Genomic DNA, 23,434 nt, shown 5'->3' with positions numbered 1-23,434 from the left:
ACTAGGTTAAAGCATCATTCTTTGATAGGTTTATAGGAGAAATGAGAATTTCATTCATTTTCGTTATAACCTATAGTCAAAAAGTTTAATCCGATCTTTAGAGGAATAAAAAAGATGGAGACACTCAAACAAAAATTAGTAGACTTAATCTCCCATCACCAGGTCAAACAACGGGTTTACTCCATTCTTTCTCGGCTTTCTAGAGATTATTATTTGAAGCAAGACTTGGAGAATTATTCACCGACTCAGTTGCCGGAAAATCTAGGCTTTGACTCCATTACATTTTTAAACTGGTATGCTCATCATTTTAAACCGAAAAACTATCTGGAAGTCGGAGTGCGTCGAGGGCGTTCTATGGCTCAGGTTTTGGTAGAATCTCCGCAAACAAAAGCTTATGGATTTGATTTGTGGATTCCCAATTATGCCTCGGTGCCGGAACAAGGAATTTACACGACGAATCCGGGGCCTGAGTTTGTTCTTTCCGAGTTAAATCAAGTCGGAGTGAAAAATTTTCCGACTTTAATTCAAGGGAATTCTCACCAAACCCTTCCCGCCTTTTTTGCCAATTCTAATAATCCTCAAGAGTTCGATCTGATTTATATAGATGGAGATCATAGTTATCAAGGGGCAAAACTCGATTTAGACATTGCTTTTGCTCACCTGGCTCCGGGTGGAGCTTTGATTTTTGATGATATTTGTCATCCGGCTCATCTTTATTTACAGAACCTTTGGAACGAGTACAAAATCTTATTAAAAGATTACTTTTTTATAGAAGATCTTAGTAAAAATGGAACGGCAATCGCTTGGAAGCCACCATTTAATCATTTACAAAAAATAATATACGAGAATAGAAAAAACGATAAAATCGAATTTTTCGGATCTAAAATTATTATTGATGGGGCATTCTTTCAAATTACAAAAACCGGAATTTATCAAGTTTGGGTTTCCTTGCTCAAAGAATGGAAAACCAGTGGATTTGCTCAACACCTTATCATTTTAGATCGGGCGGGAACGGCTCCAAAAATTCCCGGTATCAAGTACCGACAGATTCCCGCTTATGACTATAGTAAAACTGATGCAGACCGACGAATGCTTCAGCAAATTTGCGATGAAGAAAAAGCCGATTTATTCATCTCAACCTATTATACAACGCCCCTAACAACCCCATCAGTATTCATGGCTTATGACATGATTCCCGAGCGTTTGGGATTAGATCTCAACGATCCAATGTGGCGAGAAAAACATTATGCAATTCGACAGGCTGGTGCTGCAATTTCTATTTCTGAAAATACCGCCCGTGATTTAACAGATTATTTTCCTCAATTTTCTTCTGATAAAATTACTGTGGCTCATTGTGGAACCAAACCCATCTTCACTCCCGCATCAACGGAAGAAATTCAAAACTTTAAATCTAAATATGGAATTGCAAAACCTTACTTTATTTTAGTTGGGGAACGGGTGGGAGTCGGAGGATATAAAAATACCATATTATTTTTTCAAGCCTTTGCTCAACTGGCAAATAAATTTGACCTAGAAATTGTTTGTGTGGGTGGAAGTGCTGAACTAGAACCCGAGTTAAAAGCTTACGTTCAAGATGGTCAGGTTCATCAATTGCGGCTCAGTGATGAGGAGTTAAAAGTAGCCTATTCCGGTGCGAGCGCTTTAGTTTATCCCTCAAAATATGAAGGCTTTGGTATTCCAATTGTTGAGGCGATGGCTTGTGGTTGTCCTGTAATTACTTGTCGAAACGGTGCGATTCCGGAAGTGGCGGGAACGGCTGCAATTTATGTTAAAGATAATGATGTTGAAGAATTGGTTCGGGCTTTAGAGACGGTTCAAAACTCAGAAATTCGTCAGTCTTTAATTTCGGCAGGTTTAACCCAATCCCAAGGGTTTTCTTGGTCAAAAATGGCAGATATTGTGAGTTCAAGTTTGGTTAAAACTGCTCAAAATTTAAAACAATCCGATCTAAATAAAAACGCCAAATGGCAGAAATTTACCTATTCCAAATCCAGTCATTTTAATCAATTTAGCCGCTTTGGATATTATGCAAATCTCAATTTGAATCAGTGCGATCTGAAAGTCTACCAGGATTTATTAATTTATAATTTGATTATTGAACATCTCCCCCCCGGAGCGAAACTCTTAGAAATCGGGGGTGGAAATTCTCGGGTTATTCAAGCGTTAAAACAGAATTATGAATGTTGGAATCTGGATAAATTAGAAGGCGAAGGAAATGGCCCGACTCAAATTGACAATCGGTTAGGTTATCGTTTGATTAAAGACTATATTGGGAATTTTAACTCGGAACTTCCTTCGCAATATTTTGATTGTGTCTTCAGTATTTCTACTTTAGAACATATTCCCGAAGATGAAAGCGAATATCAAAAAATTTGTGAAGATATCGATAGAGTATTAAAGCCCGGAGGATGGTCTTTTCATTGCTTTGATATTGTCATCAAACCTCAAGAAGTTTGGACGAATAAATTTTTAACCTATTTATTTAATCAGATTCAAACTTTACATCCTCTGATTCCCTTGGAAAAAATGCGCCAGGATTCCGACTTATATGTAATGTCAGAATTGGCTTATAATCGCTACTGGAAACATATAACCCAAAAATCCTATCAAGAATTTGGTCAACCGGCTTCTTATAATATTTTTTGGCAAAAACAATCCTCACCAAAAACAGCTTATTCTCCAGAAATTAGGGTGCGTCCGTCTCTCCCGAAAATCTCAATTGTGACTCCTTCTCTGAATCAAGCTGAGTTTTTAGAAGCCTGTATTGACTCGGTGTTAAGCCAGAACTACCCCAATTTAGAATACATTATTCTGGATGGGGGAAGTGTAGACGGTTCGGTGGAAATTATCAAAAAATATGAAAAGCATTTAACGTATTGGCAAAGTCAACCCGATGGGGGTCATTATACTGCAATTAATGCGGGATTTAGCCGAACTACAGGCGAGATAATGGCTTGGATAAACTCGGATGACAAATATCATCCAGATGCTTTGTTCAAAGTAGCGGCTGTTTTTAGCGAACATCAACAGGTTGAATGGATAACAGGAATTCCGACCGAATGGAACCGACAAGGAGAAGCAATTGAACGGCAAAATTATCAGCTTCATTGGTCAAGAAAACTCTTATTAGAAAAGCAAAAGGTTCGAGATAATCCTCAACTTCAACATTTATGGATTCAACAAGAAAGTACATTCTGGAAAAGATCCTTATGGGAAAAAGTAGGAGCAAAACTCCAAACCAATCTGCAATATGCGGGAGATTTTGAACTGTGGTTACGTTTTTCTCGCCATGCTCCTTTATACCGAGTTCAAGCCTTAATTGGGGGTTTTCGGGTTTACGATCATCAACGTTCAAACCTTTACAAACAGCAGTATTTTCAAGAAGTTGAACGGGTAACAACAGCCGAATTACAATGGGTTCAGCAGGGATTGTATCAGACTGAAATTCCTACACCCGAAGTGATTCAACTCAATGAAAAAAGCGTTATTGCTCTCAAAGAAAAAGCCAAATTAGCACAGTCATCTGTTTTGAACATTGCTCAAAATATCAAAGAAGAAATAACCATTGTTACCAGTATCGCACCGAACAACTTAGAAAAACAAAAAACGGCGATCGCCAGTTGGAAATCTCTGGGTTTTTCAGTCGTATCGCTCAACACTTCTTCGGAAATTCAACAGCTTCAAACTTTGTATGAGAATGTAACTTTTCATCCCGTTACTCGTCATGCTGAAGCAGAAGTTGGAAAACCCTTAGTTTATTTCGATGATATTCTCAATTTTTTCAAGCATCAAAACTCAAAAATTTGTGGAATTGTTAATTCTGATGTACAGCTAAAAGCCGATGACAAGTTTTATTCTTGGGTTCTAGAACAGGCTAAAAATGCCGTCGTGTTTGGTTCTCGCATCGAGATAGAGTCTTCTAATGAATTGCAAGGAGAAATTTATGATAAAGGGTTTGATTTCTTCTTCTTTAACCAGCAATTTTTAACCGCATTTCCCAAGACTTCCTTCTGTTTGGGTTTACCTTGGTGGGATTTTTTGATTCCTTTAACTGCTTTACAACAAGGATGGACGTTAAAACGCCTGGTGACACCAATTGCTTATCATGTCAAACATTCTGTGAATTACAGTAATGCAAATTGGCAAAAATATGGTATTTTGTTTGTTGAGTTTTTTAATCGTGAATTATCAAGCCAACTTCGAGAACAGCAGAAAATCAATCCCGTTCAATTGCAAGGAAACTTAATTCAAATTGCCAATCAGTTTCTAGCAGAAGTTCAGAAAAAATCTATCGCTCTAGAATATCAGCCTTTTGTGAGCGAATCTGATATTAGTCATAGCAGTCAGCAACAGAAGCCGTTACCCTCTATAGAACCCAAAAATCTGATCATTGCTGAAAAAAATAATAAAATCTTTCCGAGTATTGAACCTTTAAATACCGATTTAGAACGACCTTTATTTTCGGTGATGATTCCCACCTTTAATAAAGTCAAGTATTTAGAAGAAACGCTAAAAAGTGTTCTCAATCAAGGTTTTAATCCCGAGAAAATGCAGATTGAAGTGATTAACGATTGTCCCGATTCCGCAGTACAAGCCGAACTGGAAGCGATTGTTAATAAAGTGGGAAAAGAGCGAGTTAAATTTTATCGTCATCCCGAACAAAATATTGGTCAAACCGCAATCTTTAACTTGTGTTTACAACGCGCACAAGGCTATTGGATTCATCTGTTACATGATGATGACTTGGTGTTACCCGGATTTTATCAAAGTTTGCGAAGTGGAATTGACCAAGATGCAAATCTTGGCGCCGCATTTTGTCGTCACTTTTATGTCGATGAAAACAGCCGTCAACGTTCTCTCTCATTTTTGGAACGAGAAACACCCGGTTTGTTGGAAAATTGGTTAGAAAAAATTGCAACGTCTCAGCGTATTCAACCTTCTTCTATTGTCGTTAAACGAAGTACCTACGAACGTTTGGGGGGTTTTTGTAAACAAGCGGGTTCGGCTGCGGATTGGGAAATGTGGAAGCGAATAGCAGCTTATTTTCCGCTTTGGTACGAACCTCAAGCGCTCGCTTGTTATCGCTTACATTCTACCTCTTGGACATCCCGCTTATTGCAAACGGGAGGGAATATTTTAGATACTTTGAAATCGATTGAAATTTCTCAATCTTATCTTCCCCCGGAAAAAGCAGAAACCCTCTCCAAACAAGCGCGAGAACACTATGCTTTTTATGCGTTAAATACGGCTAAACAGATGTTAGGAGTAGAAGACGAAAAAGCGGCGATCGCACAAATTAAAGCGGCGCTAAAATGCAGTCAATCTCAGCAGGCGAAAGAGGCGATTATTCAGTTATTCAGTTCGGAAACATTGGGAGATCAAACTTTAAACTTAAACGAGATTTTAGCAGAAGCAACCAGCTTATCAGAACAATATCGCCAAAACTCCAACAACCCAACGGTTATTGAAAACCTGCGAAAAATTCGCCAAACTTTAGCACAACTTTGGCTGAACACCTCCTTAAATGAATTGGATAGTGTTTATGCAGAAGATGCTGAAAAAATCCACCAAACTTTACTCAATAGCGGGATTAAAAATGAACCGCTAACCGAAGCCGAACAGTCAAGTGTTCATCAGTGGATAGCCTATCTTTCTAATGGTTTAAATCAACAAAATGCGATTCAACATCTCCTCGCCACGATGTTGTATTGTTACCCCCATCAACTGACGCCTCAATGGTACAGAAACGCTCCCATTCCGAACTGGTTTGTTAATGATTATTTGACGTTTATGTTGACCCCTCCTCAATTCTTTCAGGAACGGGGAGAAGTTGAACGTTATTATTCTTATCTTCAAGGATGGATTGACTATCTTCACAGTCGAATTTTTAGCGATAAAAGCTCAAAAGTTTGGCAAGATATCGCCAATGTATTTTTGCTGAGAATGAACGGAATTCCGCTTTATTTTAGTTCGGAAAATCTCAAAGAACTCTACATAAAACGAGCGCAAATTATGGAGTTTGCGCTCTTAAGTAGCGGTCATCAATTAGATTATACTTTTCCGAAACGCTCCGAAAACCGAGATAAAATTCGCTTGGGAATTCTGAGCAACCACTTCAACCCGCAAACCGAAACCTATTCAACTTTACCCGTTTTTGAACATCTCGATAAAAATCAGTTTGAGATTATTCTCTACACCTGTCAGATGAATAATCATCCTTTAGAAAAATATTGTCAGAGTCGTGCGGATCGCTCTATAAAACTCCCGCAAAAATTAAGCGATCAGGTTCAAACCATTCGAGGGGATGATTTAGATATCCTTTTAATTGGTACGAATGTTACCGCAGTTACTAATTCTATTACCCTGTTAGCGTTACATCGACTCGCAAGAATTCAAGTGACTTCGACTTCTTCCTGTGTCACAACGGGGATGCGAAATATTGATTATTATATCTCGGGAAATTTAACGGAATCTCCCCAAGCACCCCAACAATATCGTGAAAAATTGGCGGTGATAGAAGGAACCGCACACTGCTTTAATTACTACGCGATCGCACCCGAACAAGCGACGGTTAACCCCCAACGTTCGGATTTGAAACTCGATGAGAATACGGTTGTTTTTATCTCCGGTGCGAACTTTTATAAAATTATACCGGAATTGAGAGAAACTTGGGCAAAAATTATCGCTAAAGTTCCCAATTCTGTTTTAATTCTCTATCCTTTTAACCCCAACTGGACATCGAGTTATGCTCGGATTCCCTTCTTAAATCGCTTAAAAACTGCTTTTGAACGCCACAACGTTCAACCCAGTCGTCTGATGATTTTAGATACTCAACCCAGTCGAACTGATATTAAACAATATTTGAAATTAGCCGATGTCTATCTCGATTCCTATCCGTTTTCAGGAGTGAATTCTTTAGTCGATCCGTTGGAAGTGGGTTTAGTAACTGTGACTCAAGAGAGTGATTCTTTCCGTTCGCGGATGGGTGCTTCTCTGTTGCGATCGCTGGCTTTAAATGACTTAATTGTTGATAGCGAAGACGCTTATATTAACTTGGCGGTTCAGTTGGCGACAGACGCTAAACTCCGACAAGAATATCGCCAAGAAATTCAACAAAAAATGCAGCAAAATCCGCCATTTTTAGATAGCTTTAGTTATGCTAAAAAAATCGAGTCGCTGTTTCAGCAACTTTTTAAGACTTGGAAACAGCATCAACAATTACCCGAAATTCCCCTCAATACTCCGATCCAAAGACGGGATTATTTATCGGAATTAGTTCATTATGTGAACCTTTACGCACTCAATTCTTCCGATCAAGCGATTATTGAACGTTTGCGTCAACTTCGTAAAGCAATGGCGGAATATTGGTTAAAAATTTCTCCCCATCAATTAGAAGAAGTTTATAAAGGACACATGGGAAATGGCTATCAAGTTTTACTGAGTCGGGGAATTCAAAATGAACCTTTACTCGAAGCTGAACGTCAATTTGTTGATGAACTTACGCAAATTGCGACGGGTTTAAAACATCCGAATTCATTGAATTGTTTAATTGCGGCGATGTTGTATTATGTACCGGGTAAAATGTTGGTTCGTGATGCTGAGAAACGTTTACCGAGTTGGTTAATTCAAGACTATAAAACTGTATTTGAAAATCAACAGGCTTTGCAGAAAGTTGAACAAACTTTAGCCGCAGCACAGATGAAACCAACACCGGAAACGGTAACAGAAAATATTTCTCATCTGAACACTCAACAGTTTAAAAATCGCCTACAAGGTTGTCTGAATTTATATTATATTGATCCGTCAAATCAATCGGTTATCGAAGAATTACGTCTAATTCGGCGACAATTGGCTGATTTTTGGTTAACTGTACCAGAAACTGAGTTAGAATCAGTTTATCAAAGTTCTATCGGATCTTGTTCTCAATTGTTCTATAAAAGTGAGTTTATCCGCGAACCTTTGACGGACACGGAACAGCAATTTTTCCAACAATTAACCCACGAGTTCAAGTCATCCGTTCACCGCCTTGAAAAGGCGGTGCCTGCGGATGACTCGCTTCCCGAGTCAAGATTAAATCCTGAAAAATTCGTTAATTCTTTCTTAGCCGCGAGGTTGTATTCTCCTTTGGAACAATTGCAAATTCCAGAAGTTTCGGCTTTACCGACGTGGTTACAAGGGGCGGGTTTATCTCAATCTATCAGTAGTCATTAAAGATATTGTAGAACCCGCCCTACATTATTGGTCACTTCTGTAGGGGCGGGTTCAGGAATTATTTATGTTTTCTCACAGACAACTTATAAAAACCCGCCCCTCTTACAGTGAGATTAAAAACCCGGTGCGCGAGAAAGTTATGGGGGTGGGGCGGGTTTAATTCAATCTCGGAGTTGTCGTCAAGATTAATGTAGAACCCGCCCCTACAGAATAATTATTGATTAGGTTGATTAATGCGTGTTATGGGGGTGGGGCGGGTTTATCTCAATCTATCAGTAGTAATTAAAGATATTGTAGAACCCGCCCCTACAATTTTGCCGGAATAAAATTAATCGGTTATCGGAAGTTTTGCTTTTGATTTTTTGGATTTAGAAGAACGTTTTGTTTTCCGTTTTTCGCCCGAGAATACCTTCTGAAGCCAATGTTGAAAATTATCAACGTAGGTGAACCAAACGGGAACAACAACCAAAGTTAATAACGTCGAAGTTGTCATTCCGCCAATGACTGCGATCGCCATCGGGCTGCGAGTTTGAGAACCCGCCCCCAATTCTAACGCAATCGGAATCATTCCCGCAATTGTCGAAAGTGTGGTCATCAAAATCGGACGTAAACGAGAGACTCCCGCTTCAATTACCGCATAAAATTGAGGCTTTCCTTCTCTTTCATTGGCTAACGAACAGTCTACCAACAAAATCGCGTTTTTCGTCACCAAACCCATCAATAAAACGATTCCAATTAAAGCAAACAATCCCAACTCTTTCTGCGCGATCAACAACCCCAATAACGCCCCCCCAATCGATAGCGGTAACGCCATTAAAATCGAAAAGGGAAGTAAGAAATTGTTGTACAACAACACCAAAATCGCATAAATTCCCAACACCGCCAAACCCAACGCACTCAAAAATCGGGTGAAGATATCGATCATAATTTCGGCATCTCCATCGGACTTTTCTTCGACATCAGGCGGAAGCGGATTCATTGCGGGTAACGCTTGAACTTTCGCCAACGCATCGCCTAAAGACATCCCTTGTAAATTCGTTTGTACTGACACTTGACGCGCCCGATCAAAGCGATCAATTGTTGCGGGTCCGCTGCCAATGGTAATCTCAGCAACGGCAGATAATGGCACTAAATCGCCCGTTTGACTGGGAATTTGTAGGTTGCGAATGATATCAAAATTGTTTCTAAATTCCTCTGCTAATTGAACTCTAATCGGAATTTGACGGTCGGCCAAATCAAACTTTGCTAAATTAGATTCGTTATCGCCCAAGGTTGCAAGCCTTGCAGTCCGGGCGATTGATTGCACGGAAACGCCCAAATCTCCCGCCCTTTCCGGATCGGGTTTGATCAGTATTTCGGGTTTAACTAAACTGGCGCTAGATGTCACTTCTACTAACCCCGGAATCTCCCGCATTTGACGTTCTAAATCATTCGCCGCTTGGGTTAACGCTTGGGGATTTTCGCTCGTTAAAACAATCGAAAGATCCTTACTTCCCCCACCCGCACCTTCAGCCTGAAAACTAATTCTCGCGCCGGGAACTTGTTCAAACTTTAGGCGCATTTCCTGTTCAAATTCGTCTTGAGAAACCTGCCGTTCATCTCGGGGTTTGAGATTAACATAAATCGTTCCTTGATTCACCCCGGCATCGCTACTATTTCCTCCACTTCCCATGACAGACAATACATTGGAAACCGCCGGATTTTCACCCAGTAACGCCGTTGTTTGTTGGGCGGTTTTGTCGATTTCCTGCAAGGTAGAACCCGGTGGAAGTTCAATTAATACCGTGCTTAAACCCGTATCCCCTTCATCAAATAATCCCTTGGGAATCATCGGAACTAATTGCAAACTGCCGACAAAAAATGCAACGGCAATTGCCAGGGTTAATACCTTATTTCGCAGGGAAAAACGCAATAAACCCCGATAGGGATGAAAGCGATTTTCGCTGGATTTATATTCAGAAACCGTTATCTCTTTTGGTTTTTTCGGCTTTAATAATCTCGCCCCCAACATCGGAGTTACGGTACAAGCAACCAAGGTGGAAAACATCGTTGAAACCGCAACCGTTACCCCAAAGGGTTGAAAGAATTGACCCGGAATACCCCCCATAAAGGCGACGGGTAAAAACACGGCGACAATGGTTGCAGTCGTGGCGACAACCGCCAACCCAATTTCTGCGGAAGCATCGAGGGCGGCTTGAAAGGGTGTTTTCCCCATTTCAACGTGTTGGTCGATATTTTCCATCATACAGATCGCATCATCAACCAAGTTCCCCATTGCCAAAGCTAAGGCTAATAAGGTCATACTATTGAGGGTATATCCCAATAGTTTCATTACCATAAATGTCGGTAAAATTGATAAGGGTAAAGCGATGGCTGTGATTAACGTGGGCCGCCAATCTCTTAAAAACACACCGACCACAATAACCGTTAAAATTGACCCCAAAACTAACGCATCAACTGAGGCTTGATAGGAGTCTCGAATCGAGTCCGCATCGGTTAAAATCAGTTCTAAATTGATATCATCGGGTAGGGTTTTCTCCAACTCGGCAACGGCTTTCCGAACCCCTTCTTCAACAGTCACTAACGTGCTACCCGTACTTCTAAATATCGAAAAAGTAACAACAGGTTCACCAATTTCTTGAGAATCTGAATTCGGAGAATTTTCCAGATCAAAATAACGGGCAACCTGACGAACTTCCCCAAACCCATCAACCACATTGGCGAGACTTGAAAGGGGAATTGAACCCCCAGACGGAAGCACAATCGGATAGTTTCTTAAGGCTTCAACCGTTTTGGCACTTCCTAACGTGCGAATACTCTTTTCTGACCCGCCAAATTGCGATCGCCCTCCGGGTAAATTAATATTAAAAGCCCGAATTTGATCGTTAACTTGGGTCGCGGTAATTCCTAAACTTTGAAGCCGATCCGGGTTTAACTCAATCCGAATTTCGCGATTGACACCTCCATCCCGTTGAATTTGCGCCACACCGGGAACATTTAGTAATTCTCGGCTAATGGTTCGATCCACTAAATCGCTCAATTCTTCAACGGATCTTTGCGGGGAAGTTATCGCATAAGTCATTACAATTCCCCCCGCAAACCGCAACCGTTGGACAACCGGATCGTTAATATCTTGGGGTAAATCTTGACGAATTTGGGCGATCGCATTTCTAACATCATTGGTGGCGCGATCGCTATCTGTTCCTAAAATAAAACTAACGCTGGTTGTGGAAACTCCATCTTGAACCGTCGAGGTTAAACGGTCAATATTTCCCAAACCCGCCACCGAATCTTCGACTTTTTTGGTGACTTGAGTTTCTAATTCGGTCGGACCGGCGCCGGGTTGAGTGACGGTAATTGTAACTGCGGGAATATCAATATTAGGAGTGTCATCAATTCCCAACTGTGGAAAAGACATTAACCCCACTACGGTTAAAATTAAAAATAAAACTAAAGTGGGTACGGGTCTTTTTATTGACCAAGCGGACAAGCTAAATTGAGACATTTTTACATCCGAAAAAATAGAGTCTAAAAGCGAGTTAATTCCGAACCAACTACATTAACAAAATCGCCATCTTTGAGATAAGCGGCGCCGGAAACCACCACGCGATCGCCAAGATTTAAACCGCTTTTAATTTCGACTTTAGCCTGATTCAAATCTCCGCCAAAGCCGCGAATTTCACCCACTTGAATCGGAGTCGCTTCCACCCGGTCATTCTCGGTTAATCGATAGACAATTGAACTGCCATCGGCTTGGGGAACAACAGCTTTCGCCGGAATTTTTAAACCTTGGGTGCTGCTGGTAGCAATTGCCGCTCTTAAAAACATTCCCGGACGCAAAAAAGAACCCGAAATAGCACCGAGCGGGGGAAGATTAATTTTAACCGTTGCTTTGCGACTTTCAGGATCAATTAACGGCGCAATTTCTCGCACGGTTCCCTGTACTTTTAACTTGGGATCGGCATCGGAAGTAATGGTAACTGTTGCTCCCAATTTCACTTGAGAAAGTTGAGTTTCGGGAACTTTGGCGTGCAGTTCTAACTGATTTTCGGCGATAATGGTAAACAGTTCTTCGGTGCCGTTGGTGACGTCTCCCACGCGGGCGACTCGGTTAGCAATTACACCGGTTGCGGGGGCGCGAACATTGGTATCTTCTAACTGGGTTTCGTAGTAGCGAACTTGCGCCTGGGCTTCGCTGACTTCGGCTTGCGCCACCGCAATGTCTTCCGGGCGAGTTCCATTGGTTAACTCATCGAAATTACTGCGAGCTTCGGCAACTTCGGCCTGGGCCATCGCTATTTCTTCGGTGCGGGCGCCATTTTGCAATTGTCGCAGGGCTTGACGTTCCATTTCAACGGTCGCCTCCAAGCGTTCCACCTGACTTCGCTGACCTTGTTTTAGCTGTTCAATGCGCCTTTGGGCTTCATCGACTAAAGCGCTGAGTCGGCGTTCATTTTGCAAATATTCCTCTAAACTATCTTCGGAAACCGCCCCCTGATCTTTGAGCGCCTGATAGCGGCTCACCCGTTCGCTGGCCAATTGCAGATCGGCTTTGTTGGCGGCGAGTCTGGCGACCGCTTGGGCAATTTCATCGTCCAAACTCCCCTCACGCGCATCGGCTAACCTTGCTTCGGCTTCATTGAGTTTAGCTTGAGCGACGGCAATTTCTTCGGGACGGGTTCCGGCTTCGAGTTGGGCCAAATTTGCCAAGGCCCGATCTAACTTGGCCTGGGCTGCGGCAATTTGTTCGGGACGGTTCCCGGTTTGCAGTTTGCTGAGGTTCGCTTGCGCCCTGGCCAACCCCGCTTCGGCTTGGGCCATTTGCGATCGCAGCATGGAATCATCTAAAATAGCCAACAGTTGACCCTTTTCGACGAGATCGCCTTGGTCGGCCGTTACCCGTTTAATTTGCAGTCCGCTAACTTCGGGAAGCACGGGTAAGAGATCGTAAGCTTCTACGGTTCCGGTCGCGTCTAACCGGCGCTCAACGGTCGCTAACTCCACCGATGCGGCCGTCACCGTCTGCACCGAAGCGGGAGTCGCTGCGGCTTCTACGGCAGGTTGGGTGTTGGTGGGTGCGGAGGCTTGAGTTTTGGGGTTGACATAGAAGTGCATGACTGCTATTGTCCCCAGAATACCCAGTCCCAAACCGGAAATCATCCCTCGCCATCTATCCGAACCCGGATCGGAGGGGGTGTCTTCTTCCCCGTCGTCGAGTTCGGTATCCTCTAAAAACTCGGTTTCGCTTTGGAGAGTCGGAACCGGTTCGATCGCGCTTTCACTGTCGGGGGGTTCGAGTGGGCGATCGCGATTCGGTTCGTTCTCTGGCAACTCCTCATCTTCGACTTTGGATGATTTTTTCCGGCGCGGATATCGATCGTTAAACTTAGACACGATTTCTTTATAGGTCACTCAGACTGCCTCCTGGTTAGGGTTTTCTATTTGTGTAGATATATTTACAACATTATGGATTTTTCTTAATATTGCTAATTGTAGCGTGTTCTAGACCCAACCGAACGCGGGGATTATTTTTACTGGAACTTATACCTATCGCGGGTTTCAATTCATTGAAGTCCCATCGAGATCAGATTAATTTTATGTTAAGTTGTATAAAGTTTGATGGAAAGAACTCGAACAACAGGCGATCGGCGAGAAGGATTTTCCATCAAAACGATTTTTAGGGTTTCCTCTATCATCTAATTTATAAATAGTGATCTGTGCGATCGCATAGGCATCGATTCAGGACAAATTCCGAATCCGTTGATTGACCATCGGGGCGAGGAACCGACTCACTCAATAGGGGTGTAATTCTAGAGGAGATAGGCCCGAAGTAGGGATAATAACAGTTGACGGTTCACAGTTGACCCTTTATAAGGGTAAATATTCCAAGCGCGAAATGTGTTTCCCGAAATGGTTTTGATAGGCTGTAATAGGCTGATCAATTCTTATCATCTATAAACAACCGACTGAAAAAAGTCAAGACCTCGTATGTTTTTCAACGCAACCGAATTATTGATTGATACTTTCGTTCAGCAAATTCGAGAGGGCTACCGTCGCACCTACGGGGGCTATAAATCCGACTACGAAGACATCGTGGGTTGGGCGGGTAACATGGCTTTAGAAAATATTGCCAATAGTGACGCTTTGTACCATGATGTCGAACATACCATCCTCGTGACTCTGGTGGGCCAGGAAATTCTACGGGGTAGACATATCCGAGAAGGGGGCGTTTCCTGTGAAGACTGGCTGCATTTTTTGATTTCCCTCGTTTGTCACGATATTGGTTATGTTAAGGGAGTTTGTCGCCAAGATCGAGAAGGAGCCTATGCCACCGGACACAATGGCGATATGGTTAATCTGCCCGACGGATGCACCGATGCGAGTTTAACACCCTATCATGTTGATCGAGCCAAGCTCTTTATCGACGAACGTTTTGGAGGTCACAAGCTGATTGATGCAGAACTGATCAAGCGTAATATCGAACTGACTCGCTTTCCGGTACCGAAAGAATCCGATCACCAAGATACCATGAATTATCCGGGTTTGGTGCGGGGAGCAGATTTAATTGGTCAACTCAGCGATCCCCGCTATCTCAAAAAGATTAGCGCTTTATTCTATGAATTTGAAGAAACTGGCTTTAACGAAAAAGTTGGCTATAAAACTCCGGGAGATTTACGGAAAAATTATCACAAATTTTACTGGAATGGCGTTTACCCTTATATTAAAGATGCTTTGCGTTATCTGGCTCTGACACAGCACGGGAAGCAGATTATTGCCAACCTCTATTCTAATGTGTTTGTGGTCGAACATGACGACATCGCTAAAGAAGTAACTTAAACTTCAAAAGTTTGAATCTGAACACTTCTCCAACCTGAAAACTTAACAAAATCGGATGATGAACAGAATTTTTTCCCCTGTTCAAGGTTTTTTAATTACCTGGGTGCTGGTTTTAGTGGCCAGTGGGTTAACCATCAGCGCTTTTGAGTATATCGGCGAACTGATTAGTATTTTGGTGACTGCCGGATTAATTGCTTTTATTCTCAATTATGCGGTGGCAAAATTACAACGATTTATTCCCCGAGGTTTGGCCGCAGGATTGGTTTATTTATTTGCGGCTTTGGTGGCGATTGTTATCGCTTTAACCGTTGTTCCTCCGGTGATTACCCAAGGGCGACAACTGATTGCGAGATTGCCCGAATTAATTGAGTCGGGAAAACAACAGTTAGCCGAATTTCAAGCTTGGGGTATAGAGCGAAATTTACCCGTTGATGTGGGGATTTTGCAACAAAAACTGCTCGTGAATTTGCAAGGAAAAGCCCAGGCGATCGCCGCCACCAGTTTGGGTTTAGTTTTGGGAACATTTAACTGGTTTATTGATTTAATTCTCATTTTGGTAATCGCCTTTTATATGTTGCTGGATGGCGAGCGCCTCTGGGATGGAATTACCAGTTTTTTATCGCCGAAAGTTCGCTACATTTTTACCGAATCTCTCGCCCGAAATCTTCAGGGATTTGTCGTCGGTCAGTTTCTCCTGGGATTGTTTATGGCGGTGAGTTTAACCCTATCTTTTTTCCTGCTAAAAGTTCCCTTTTTTCTGTTATTTGCCGTGTTTATCGGCTTGATGGAAATTATCCCGTTTGTGGGGGCGACTTTGGGAATCGGAACTGTGACGATTATTGTTGCTTTTATTGACTGGTGGTTAGCGTTAGAAGTTCTCGCGGTTTCGGTGACTTTTCAGCAAATAAAAGACAATATTGTTACCCCTCGAATTATGGGAAATATTACCGGACTTAGCCCCGTAATTATTTTCACCGCTCTCCTGCTTGGGGGAAAAATTGGCGGTTTATTGGGTGTCATTTTGGCAATTCCCTTAACCGGTGTGGTTAAAAGTATTTTTGAAGTGATTCTCGATCCGGATTCACCTCCCCAGACGGGTTCATTTTTTACCAATCCTTTAGAGGAAGCTGACGGCGAAAATAATAACAGTCGGGAAACAGAAGATCAATCCCCTGTCACGGTCAATAATTAAAGAACTTGTCGCTCAAATAGCGGTACGCATAGAGGTGAGTAAAAATTGAAAAGACCGAGCAATTTCTCAAACCCAAACCTCAATCCGCCTTTTCTCCTATTATGGCTTGCTGACCGGTTGTCGGTTGCCCGGGCGTAGCGCCATAATTATTGTCAAACCTACTCGCAAAGTCAAATAAAATCCCTATGAAATGGTGGCATCGGCTCAAGAAAAATCCCTTAGCTCGACTCGGCGCAATTATCTTAATTGTATTTTATCTCGGTGCAATTTTTGCAAATTTTGTCGCCCCCTACAGCGCCTCAGAAACAACACTGGATGGGGCGTTACTCCCGCCGACAGCGATTTATTGGCAAAATCAACAGGGAGAATTGATTGGGCCGCACGTTTATCCGACCACTCAGGGACCTGTGGAAATTGAAACCGGAGAACGTCAGTTAAAAGTAGATTTAGATAATCCTTGTCCGGTGCGGTTATTTGTTAAAGGAACGCCCTATAAACTTTGGGGAATTATTCCCGGAAATCGGCATTTATTTGGGGCAATTGGAGAGTGTAAAATTCATCTGCTCGGCACCGATGAACTGGCCCGCGATCAGTTTAGCCGTTTGATTTTTGGCAGTCAAGTTAGTTTGAGTATTGGTTTTGTGGGGATTGCGATTTATTTCCCCATTGGGATGATTTTTGGCGGAATTTCGGGTTACTTTGGCGGTTGGATTGATACTCTGATTATGCGGGTTGTGGAAGTGTTAATGACCATTCCCGGAATTTATTTGTTAGTGGCTTTGGCGGCCGTATTGCCCCCCGAAATTAATAGCGCCCAACGCTATCTTTTAATTGTTGTGATTATTTCTTTTATTAGTTGGGCGGGTTTGGCACGGGTTATTCGCGGACAAGTTCTGTCCATTAAAGAACAACAATTTGTACAAGCAACTCGGGCAATGGGTGGCAATCCCTTCTATATTATTTGGCGTCATATTCTGCCCCAAACGGCCACTTACGTGATTATTTCGGCCACGTTAGCCATTCCCGGATTTATTGTCTCCGAGTCGGTTTTAAGTTTGATTGGCTTGGGCATTCAAGAACCCGATACCTCTTGGGGAAATTTACTTTCATCGGCCACAAATGCTTCAATTTTAGTATTACAACCCTGGCTCGTTTTACCTCCCGCTCTCCTGATTATTTTGACGGTACTGGCCTTTAATTTACTCGGTGATGGACTGCGAGATGCTCTCGATCCCCGGAGTTGACAACGCTAGTCTCTGGGGGAAACGTTTTTAAAATTTACTTGATTTATTCCGTATTTTCTCGGATGAAGTTAATTGGGTTTCAGCTTATGATGGAGCAGTATAGACTCTTGATTAAAATGGATCGGCTTAACCATGAATACTTCTCAACTTAGTCCAAATCGTCATCAATCTTTCATCAGCGTTGTTAACCACGAACTGCGTACCCCTTTGACCACGATTTTGGTTTCAGCCGAATTGTTGAGTCGGTACAATAATTGTTGGTCTGAGGAGAAAAAGTTGGAATATATTCAGCGTGTCCAAAAAGCCGCCAGTGAACTGACCCAACTCCTCAACAGCGATGAGTTTGCCAACAAGTTAAAAGATTATGCTCAACACCTACAAGACTCGGTATAATCAGGGCGAACATCCGGACCACTCCGTAAATTTACTGAGGAGTCCAGTTAACTTTCAATTAAAAGCCGGTTTTCATCGGAGCATACCTCAGACGGTTTCGAGCCTTTCGCGATCGCAAAATCATTGATTCTACCTTCAATCTGCTCGACTTCTGGGTGTTCTAATGTTGAGACTGATCGTTGTCCGTTTTGACACCAGATACCGATTCCCCGTCACTATTTTAATTTTGTTTCTCTCTGCTCTTTTACTGATTTTTCTCACCTAAAATATTAAATTATCAGTTAAATTAAACGCCCGGATTTTATTAGAATTGAGGAGAATAAAAGCGCCGGATTAATTCAATCTTTTATTTTCGTGCCGATCCGCCCAGAAATCGCTATAATCTTCAAGCGAGAGGTGCAACAATTCAAACAAAAGCTATGGATCACATTACATCAGGAACGAATCTTAACAGTCAGCAGCTTCAAAAATCAATGCGGAGAGTCCGAATTCCCTACGACGACGCCCCGGACTACACCAGACCTCCGTTAGAAATTTCACCGGAATTATATCAACAAATGTTCGAGCGGTTTTGTTTTCTTTATGGTGAGGAACAAGCCAAACAATTTATGCCGGAATTGGAAAGAATTCTGAAAGTTCATTACGCCCACAAACCCCCCGAACTGATCGAAGCCGAAAAAGATTTTGACCCCAATAATCGCTTTACAGAATGGGATTTAATCTTAATTACTTACGGGGATTTATTGAAGGGAGATGGACAATCTCCGCTTTCAACTTTAGCACATTTTTTAAATCATTATTTGGGTTTAAGTATCAACACCCTGCATATTCTACCTTTCTTTCCCTATTCTTCAGATCGCGGTTTTTCTGTGATTGATTTTGATAGCGTCGATCCCAATTTAGGATCGTGGAAAGATATTGAGGAAATGGGAAACTATTATCAACTGATGTTTGATGGAGTTTTTAACCACGTTTCCTCCAAAAGTCCTTTATTTCAACGAATGTTAAATGGCAACCCGGACTATAAAGATTACTTTACCACATATCTTTCTCCCGATGAACTTACACCCGAAGAAAGGCGGATGATCGTTCGCCCTCGCACCTCCGATATTTTAACCAAATTCCAATCCATAAACGGCCCGATTTGGGTTTGGACAACCTTTTCACCCGACCAAATTGACCTCAATTATAAAAATCCTAAAGTTCTGTTAGGCGTGATAGAAACCCTGCTGCTTTATATCCGACGGGGCGCCAATTTAGTTCGTTTAGATGCGGTGACTTATCTCTGGGAAGAACCCGGAACCCCCTGCGCGAATTTAGAACAAACTCACCAAGTTATTAAACTCTTTCGGGATATTGTTAAAGCCGTCGCCCCCACTGTGGGATTAATTACCGAAACCAACGTGCCTCACGAACAAAATGTTTCCTATTTTGGAAATGGTTATGATGAAGCACAAATGGTTTATAACTTTGCCTTACCGCCCTTAGTTCTTTACACCTTTTATCGAGAAGATGCAACCGCTTTATCGAATTGGGCAAAAGAACTTAAATATTTGTCGCCAATGACAACTTTTCTAAATATGCTCGATACCCACGATGGCGTCGGATTGATGGGAGTCAAGAGTATTTTACCCAAAGAAGAAGTTGACTTTATTATCCAAAATGCCAGAGAACACGGGGCGTTTGTTTCCTACAAAACCGGAGAACAGGGAGAAGAACCCTACGAAATTAATACGACTTGGTTTAGCGCTCTCAACCTCGATAATAGTGGAGAAGATATTGTTTTTCAAGTGAAACGTTTTATCGCTTCTCGCAGTATTGCGCTGGTATTGCGAGGGGTACCGGGGATTTATTTTCATGGTTTAATTGGAACTCGCAATGATATTGATGCGGTGTTGCGAACCAAATCCAAACGAGATATTAATCGCCGAGTCATTGATATAAACGGCTTAATTGAAGACTTACACGATCGCAAATCTAAGCTTTCTCTCATTCTTCAAAGCTTAGGACATTTACTCGATATTCGGGTGCGTTATACGGCTTTTCATCCCAATGGAGAACAGAAGATTTTAATTGTTGCTCCCGAAGTTTTTGCGGTGTTGCGAACCTCTCCAAAACAGGATGAATATATCCTCACCTTAACCAATGTTGCCAATAAAATTTGTCAAGTCGAAATTCCGTTATCGGAACTCGAAGTTGCAGAAACCCAGTGGTACGATCTCGTCGGTCAACGGGGGTGGACGACAACGGAGGATAAACTGGTAATTACGTTGCAACCCTACGATATCAAATGGTTGATTCCGTTTGTACAACTTGAGCGGAGTATCGAGTCTTAAAGATAGGGTGACGGGACAGATAGACAGAAAGAGGAAAGGAAAATTGCAGGTCAAAAATGCAAAATTTCCGGCAAATGAGTGAAGACCAAAGAAAAAACTTTTTAGGCTTCAAAATATTCTCAATATCCGAAGCCAATCTCACTATCCTCTTTCTGATATCAGTCTTTTTGTTTGGGAGAATATCATCATGCTGACCCGGATACCGTCACCGAACTCGCGATCGCATCCAAGACAACACCAAAAATTCTTTAACAGTCTGGAGAAGTTATCTCGTCTAAATTATCGTTTACTTGCCCTGAGTCTGGGGGTTGTTTCTGGCGTTTTAACCGCGATCCCCGCTTTCGGCGCCGAACAAATTACGATTTCTTACGGCCCTGCGGAATCTTACGTTTCTATTAATGAAATTCAACAGTTTGTCAAACAAGGTGAAGTCACCCCGGTCTTAGCACTGTACGGAACATTGCTCAAATTAAAAGATGGCGATAAGCTCAGAAAAATTTTACAAACGCCTTTAGAAGCCAGTCCTTGGAGTGTGGGACAGTTTTTGGATACACCGACGGGAAGAATAATTTTGACTCGGGTGGGAAAAGTCTTAAAAACAGATAAAAATGAAAACGGTTATGCCGCATTAAGAATAGCAATTGGTCAAGCTTCTGCTCATCCTGAAGGGTTAACCATTTTGCGGCTTTTAGAAGAATTTCCGGGGGAAAGTATTCGAGTTGATTTAAATTTTAGTTTGGAACTTTTGGAAGATGTTCTTCAAATTTTGGTAGAAAATCAGTTAGTTATCGAATCAATTGAACAGCAAGCACAACAGGCACAAATTAACGAAAACTATACGTTTAATCTCCCCGATCCCAGAAAAAAAGGTTCAATTCGCTGGACAGAAGAAGAATTTACCTTTCGCAATCCCAATCGCGATCGCCCTTCTCCATTGCGAGTTTATTTACCTCAGCTTAAAAAGCCTGTTCCTTTAATCGTTATTTCTCATGGTTTGGGTTCCGATCCTCAAACCTTTAGTTATATTGCTGAACATTTAGCCTCTCATGGTTTTGCGGTTGCAGTTCCCGAACATATTGAAACAAGCGCTAACAAATTCGCCAGATTTTTTGATGGCTTTGAACGTCCTCCCAATCCCTCTGTGTTTGCCAATCGACCTTTAGATATTACTTATTTACTCAATGAATTAGAAGCAAAATATCAACCGAATCCGGTTTGGAAACGGCGAATTGATTTTAATAATGTGGGGATTTTAGGTCAGTCTTTTGGAGGGTATACGGCGCTGGCTGTTGCGGGGGCTGAACTGAATCCTGAGCAGTTAATTGAGGGGTGTGAAAAGTCGGAAGATCGACGAATTACCTTAAATATTTCTACATTGCTTCAATGTCGTTCTTTGGAAGTCGCATCACAGCAGCAAAATTTTGAAGACCCGCGAATTAAAGCCGTAATTGCGATTAATCCTCTCACCAGTTTGATTTTTGGAGAGGAAGGAATGAGTAAAATTGGCATTCCTACAATGATTATTGGGGGGACAAAAGATTATGTGACTCCCGCAGTTACAGAACAAATTCAACCCTATACTTGGTTAAATACTTCTAGAAAACATTTGGTTTTACTCGAACCCGGAACCCATTTTTCTTTCTTACAAGAAAGTGGCGGACGGTTAACAGTTCCACCCCAATTAATCGGCCCCGACCCCAACCTTGCCTATCCTTATTTGAAACTCTTAAGCTTGAGTTTTTTTGAGACTTATCTCAACAATAGTTTTGAGTATTCTCCCTATCTTTCTCAGACTTATGTGAATCAAATTGATAGTCAACCTTTTAACCTGAGTTTAATTGAAGATTTGAGCGGCGAACAAGTTAGACAAGTGGTTAAACGTTAATTAAAAAAAGTGGGAATTAAAAACCCGGTAACTAACCGCGAAACCGGGTTTTTGGGCTGTACCTGTTCAAATGGTTAAAAATTAATTAAAAAAAGTAATCAATCTGCTCTCAAGCTATTACTCCCCTCTCCTTGTAGGAGAGGGGCTGGGGGTGAGGTCGAGAGAATTAACTTGTTTTTATATGTTATACTCACTTTAAACCTAATAAAACAAGGCTATATACTTTGGATGCAATAGATTATAAGGTTATTCGGCATCTGATGGCCCAAGGTCGGATCACCTGGTCTGAACTGGCCACGCTGTTGGGGTTGTCGGCGCCGGCAACCGCAGAACGAGTCAAACGCTTAGAGGAAAAAGGCGTCATTCAAGGCTACAACGCCCGTATAAACCCGGAAGCCGTCGGTTGTGAACTCACCGCTTTTATTGCTGTCACCCTGCAACAACCGCAAGATCGCGGCGCTTTTTTGCAACGCATTCAGGAAATGTCCGAAGTGATGGAATGTCATCATATTACCGGAGACGATGACTATTTATTGAAGGTTCGCTGTCAGAATACTCGCCATTTAGAACGAATTGTAAGTGAAGAAATTAAAGGGATTTCTGGCATTTTAAAAACTCGCACAACGGTCGTTTTATCGACGGCTAAAGAAAGTTGTGTGATTCCCTTACCCCCGTTTGAAAGTGAGGTTGAATAAACTTATGGAAATGAGTTTTTTCTTCAAAGGTTTGTTAGTCGGTTTCTCCATTGCCGCCCCCGTTGGGCCGATTGGAGTTTTATGTATTCGTCGTTCTTTAACCTACGGAAAAATGACAGGTTTTGTCTCGGGTTTGGGGGCGGCAACTGCGGATGCGATGTATGGTTGTATTGCGGGATTTGGACTCAGTTTTATTTCTAATTTTTTAGTCGCCCAACAAATTTGGTTTAAAATCATTGGCGGATTATTTCTCGGTTATTTGGGTCTGAAAACTTTTTTAGAAAAACCCGCCAAAGAAGCGGCAAAATCAACAGAAAATTTTGGGGTTTTTGCGTCAACTTTTTTCTTGACCATCACGAATCCCATGACGATTTTATCTTTTTTAGCCATCTTTGCCGGGTTGGGACTGGCAACAGCAAATCATTATTTTGATGCTGTGATTTTAGTTTTGGGTGTATTTCTCGGTTCGGCATCTTGGTGGTTGTTGTTGGCGAGTGGGGTGAGTCTATTTCGAGAAAAATTTAGCGATCGCATTCTTCAAGCGGTTAACCAAGTTTCTGGTATAATTATCCTAGCATTTGGTATTATAGCTCTAGTCACAGGTATCAAAGGTTAGCCTA

Annotated in this window: 11 protein-coding genes; 9 read left to right on the top strand and 2 right to left on the bottom strand. The window is 42.0% G+C overall.

The window, feature by feature from the left end:
- Window positions 1-114 precede the first annotated feature (114 nt).
- Entirely contained in the window at window positions 115-8,232 is an 8,118-nt protein-coding gene (locus tag ACL6C3_RS05755; RefSeq protein WP_413166110.1) for a glycosyltransferase, read from the top strand.
- 328 nt (window positions 8,233-8,560) lie between these two features.
- Here the strand turns inward: ACL6C3_RS05755 and ACL6C3_RS05750 are convergent, their stop codons facing one another.
- Entirely contained in the window at window positions 8,561-11,737 is a 3,177-nt protein-coding gene (locus ACL6C3_RS05750) for an efflux RND transporter permease subunit (RefSeq protein ID WP_413166108.1), read from the bottom strand.
- 23 nt (window positions 11,738-11,760) lie between these two features.
- On the bottom strand, window positions 11,761-13,644 hold the full coding sequence (locus ACL6C3_RS05745) for an efflux RND transporter periplasmic adaptor subunit (RefSeq protein WP_413166107.1): 1,884 nt from the start codon (window positions 13,642-13,644) through the stop codon (window positions 11,761-11,763).
- Window positions 13,645-14,220: 576 nt separating this feature from the next.
- Here ACL6C3_RS05745 and ACL6C3_RS05740 point away from each other — a divergent pair.
- The 8 genes from ACL6C3_RS05740 to ACL6C3_RS05705 all read left to right on the top strand — a co-directional run bounded on the left by ACL6C3_RS05740 (window position 14,221) and on the right by ACL6C3_RS05705 (window position 23,430).
- Window positions 14,221-15,069 carry an Npun_R2479 family HD domain-containing metalloprotein gene (locus ACL6C3_RS05740; protein WP_413166105.1) on the top strand — a complete coding sequence of 283 codons (849 nt, stop codon included), beginning with the start codon at window positions 14,221-14,223 and terminating at the stop codon, window positions 15,067-15,069.
- Window positions 15,070-15,127: 58 nt separating this feature from the next.
- Window positions 15,128-16,261, top strand: coding sequence for an AI-2E family transporter (locus ACL6C3_RS05735; RefSeq protein ID WP_413168268.1), 1,134 nt, complete (start codon window positions 15,128-15,130; stop codon window positions 16,259-16,261).
- A gap of 185 nt (window positions 16,262-16,446) precedes the next feature.
- Window positions 16,447-17,505: an ABC transporter permease gene (locus tag ACL6C3_RS05730; RefSeq protein ID WP_413166103.1), complete on the top strand. Its 1,059-nt coding sequence runs from the start codon at window positions 16,447-16,449 to the stop codon at window positions 17,503-17,505.
- Window positions 17,506-17,637: 132 nt separating this feature from the next.
- Window positions 17,638-17,898, top strand: coding sequence for a histidine kinase dimerization/phospho-acceptor domain-containing protein (locus tag ACL6C3_RS05725; RefSeq protein WP_413166102.1), 261 nt, complete (start codon window positions 17,638-17,640; stop codon window positions 17,896-17,898).
- A 419-nt stretch (window positions 17,899-18,317) separates the two neighbouring features.
- A complete protein-coding gene (locus tag ACL6C3_RS05720; RefSeq protein WP_413166100.1) occupies window positions 18,318-20,234 on the top strand; it encodes an alpha-amylase family glycosyl hydrolase in 1,917 nt (638 codons plus the stop codon).
- A 187-nt stretch (window positions 20,235-20,421) separates the two neighbouring features.
- Window positions 20,422-22,119, top strand: coding sequence for an alpha/beta hydrolase (locus ACL6C3_RS05715; protein ID WP_413166098.1), 1,698 nt, complete (start codon window positions 20,422-20,424; stop codon window positions 22,117-22,119).
- A 224-nt stretch (window positions 22,120-22,343) separates the two neighbouring features.
- Window positions 22,344-22,814, top strand: a complete 471-nt coding sequence (locus ACL6C3_RS05710) for an Lrp/AsnC family transcriptional regulator (protein ID WP_413166096.1) — start codon at window positions 22,344-22,346, stop codon at window positions 22,812-22,814.
- A 4-nt stretch (window positions 22,815-22,818) separates the two neighbouring features.
- Window positions 22,819-23,430, top strand: a complete 612-nt coding sequence (locus tag ACL6C3_RS05705; RefSeq protein WP_413166094.1) for a LysE family translocator — start codon at window positions 22,819-22,821, stop codon at window positions 23,428-23,430.
- Window positions 23,431-23,434: the final 4 nt, after the last annotated feature.

The organism is Capilliphycus salinus ALCB114379 (assembly GCF_047276495.1).
Taxonomy (GTDB): domain Bacteria; phylum Cyanobacteriota; class Cyanobacteriia; order Cyanobacteriales; family Microcoleaceae; genus Capilliphycus; species Capilliphycus salinus.
The sequence above is the reverse complement of the archived record's forward strand: the minus strand, read 5'-3'. Positions and strand labels throughout refer to the sequence as shown.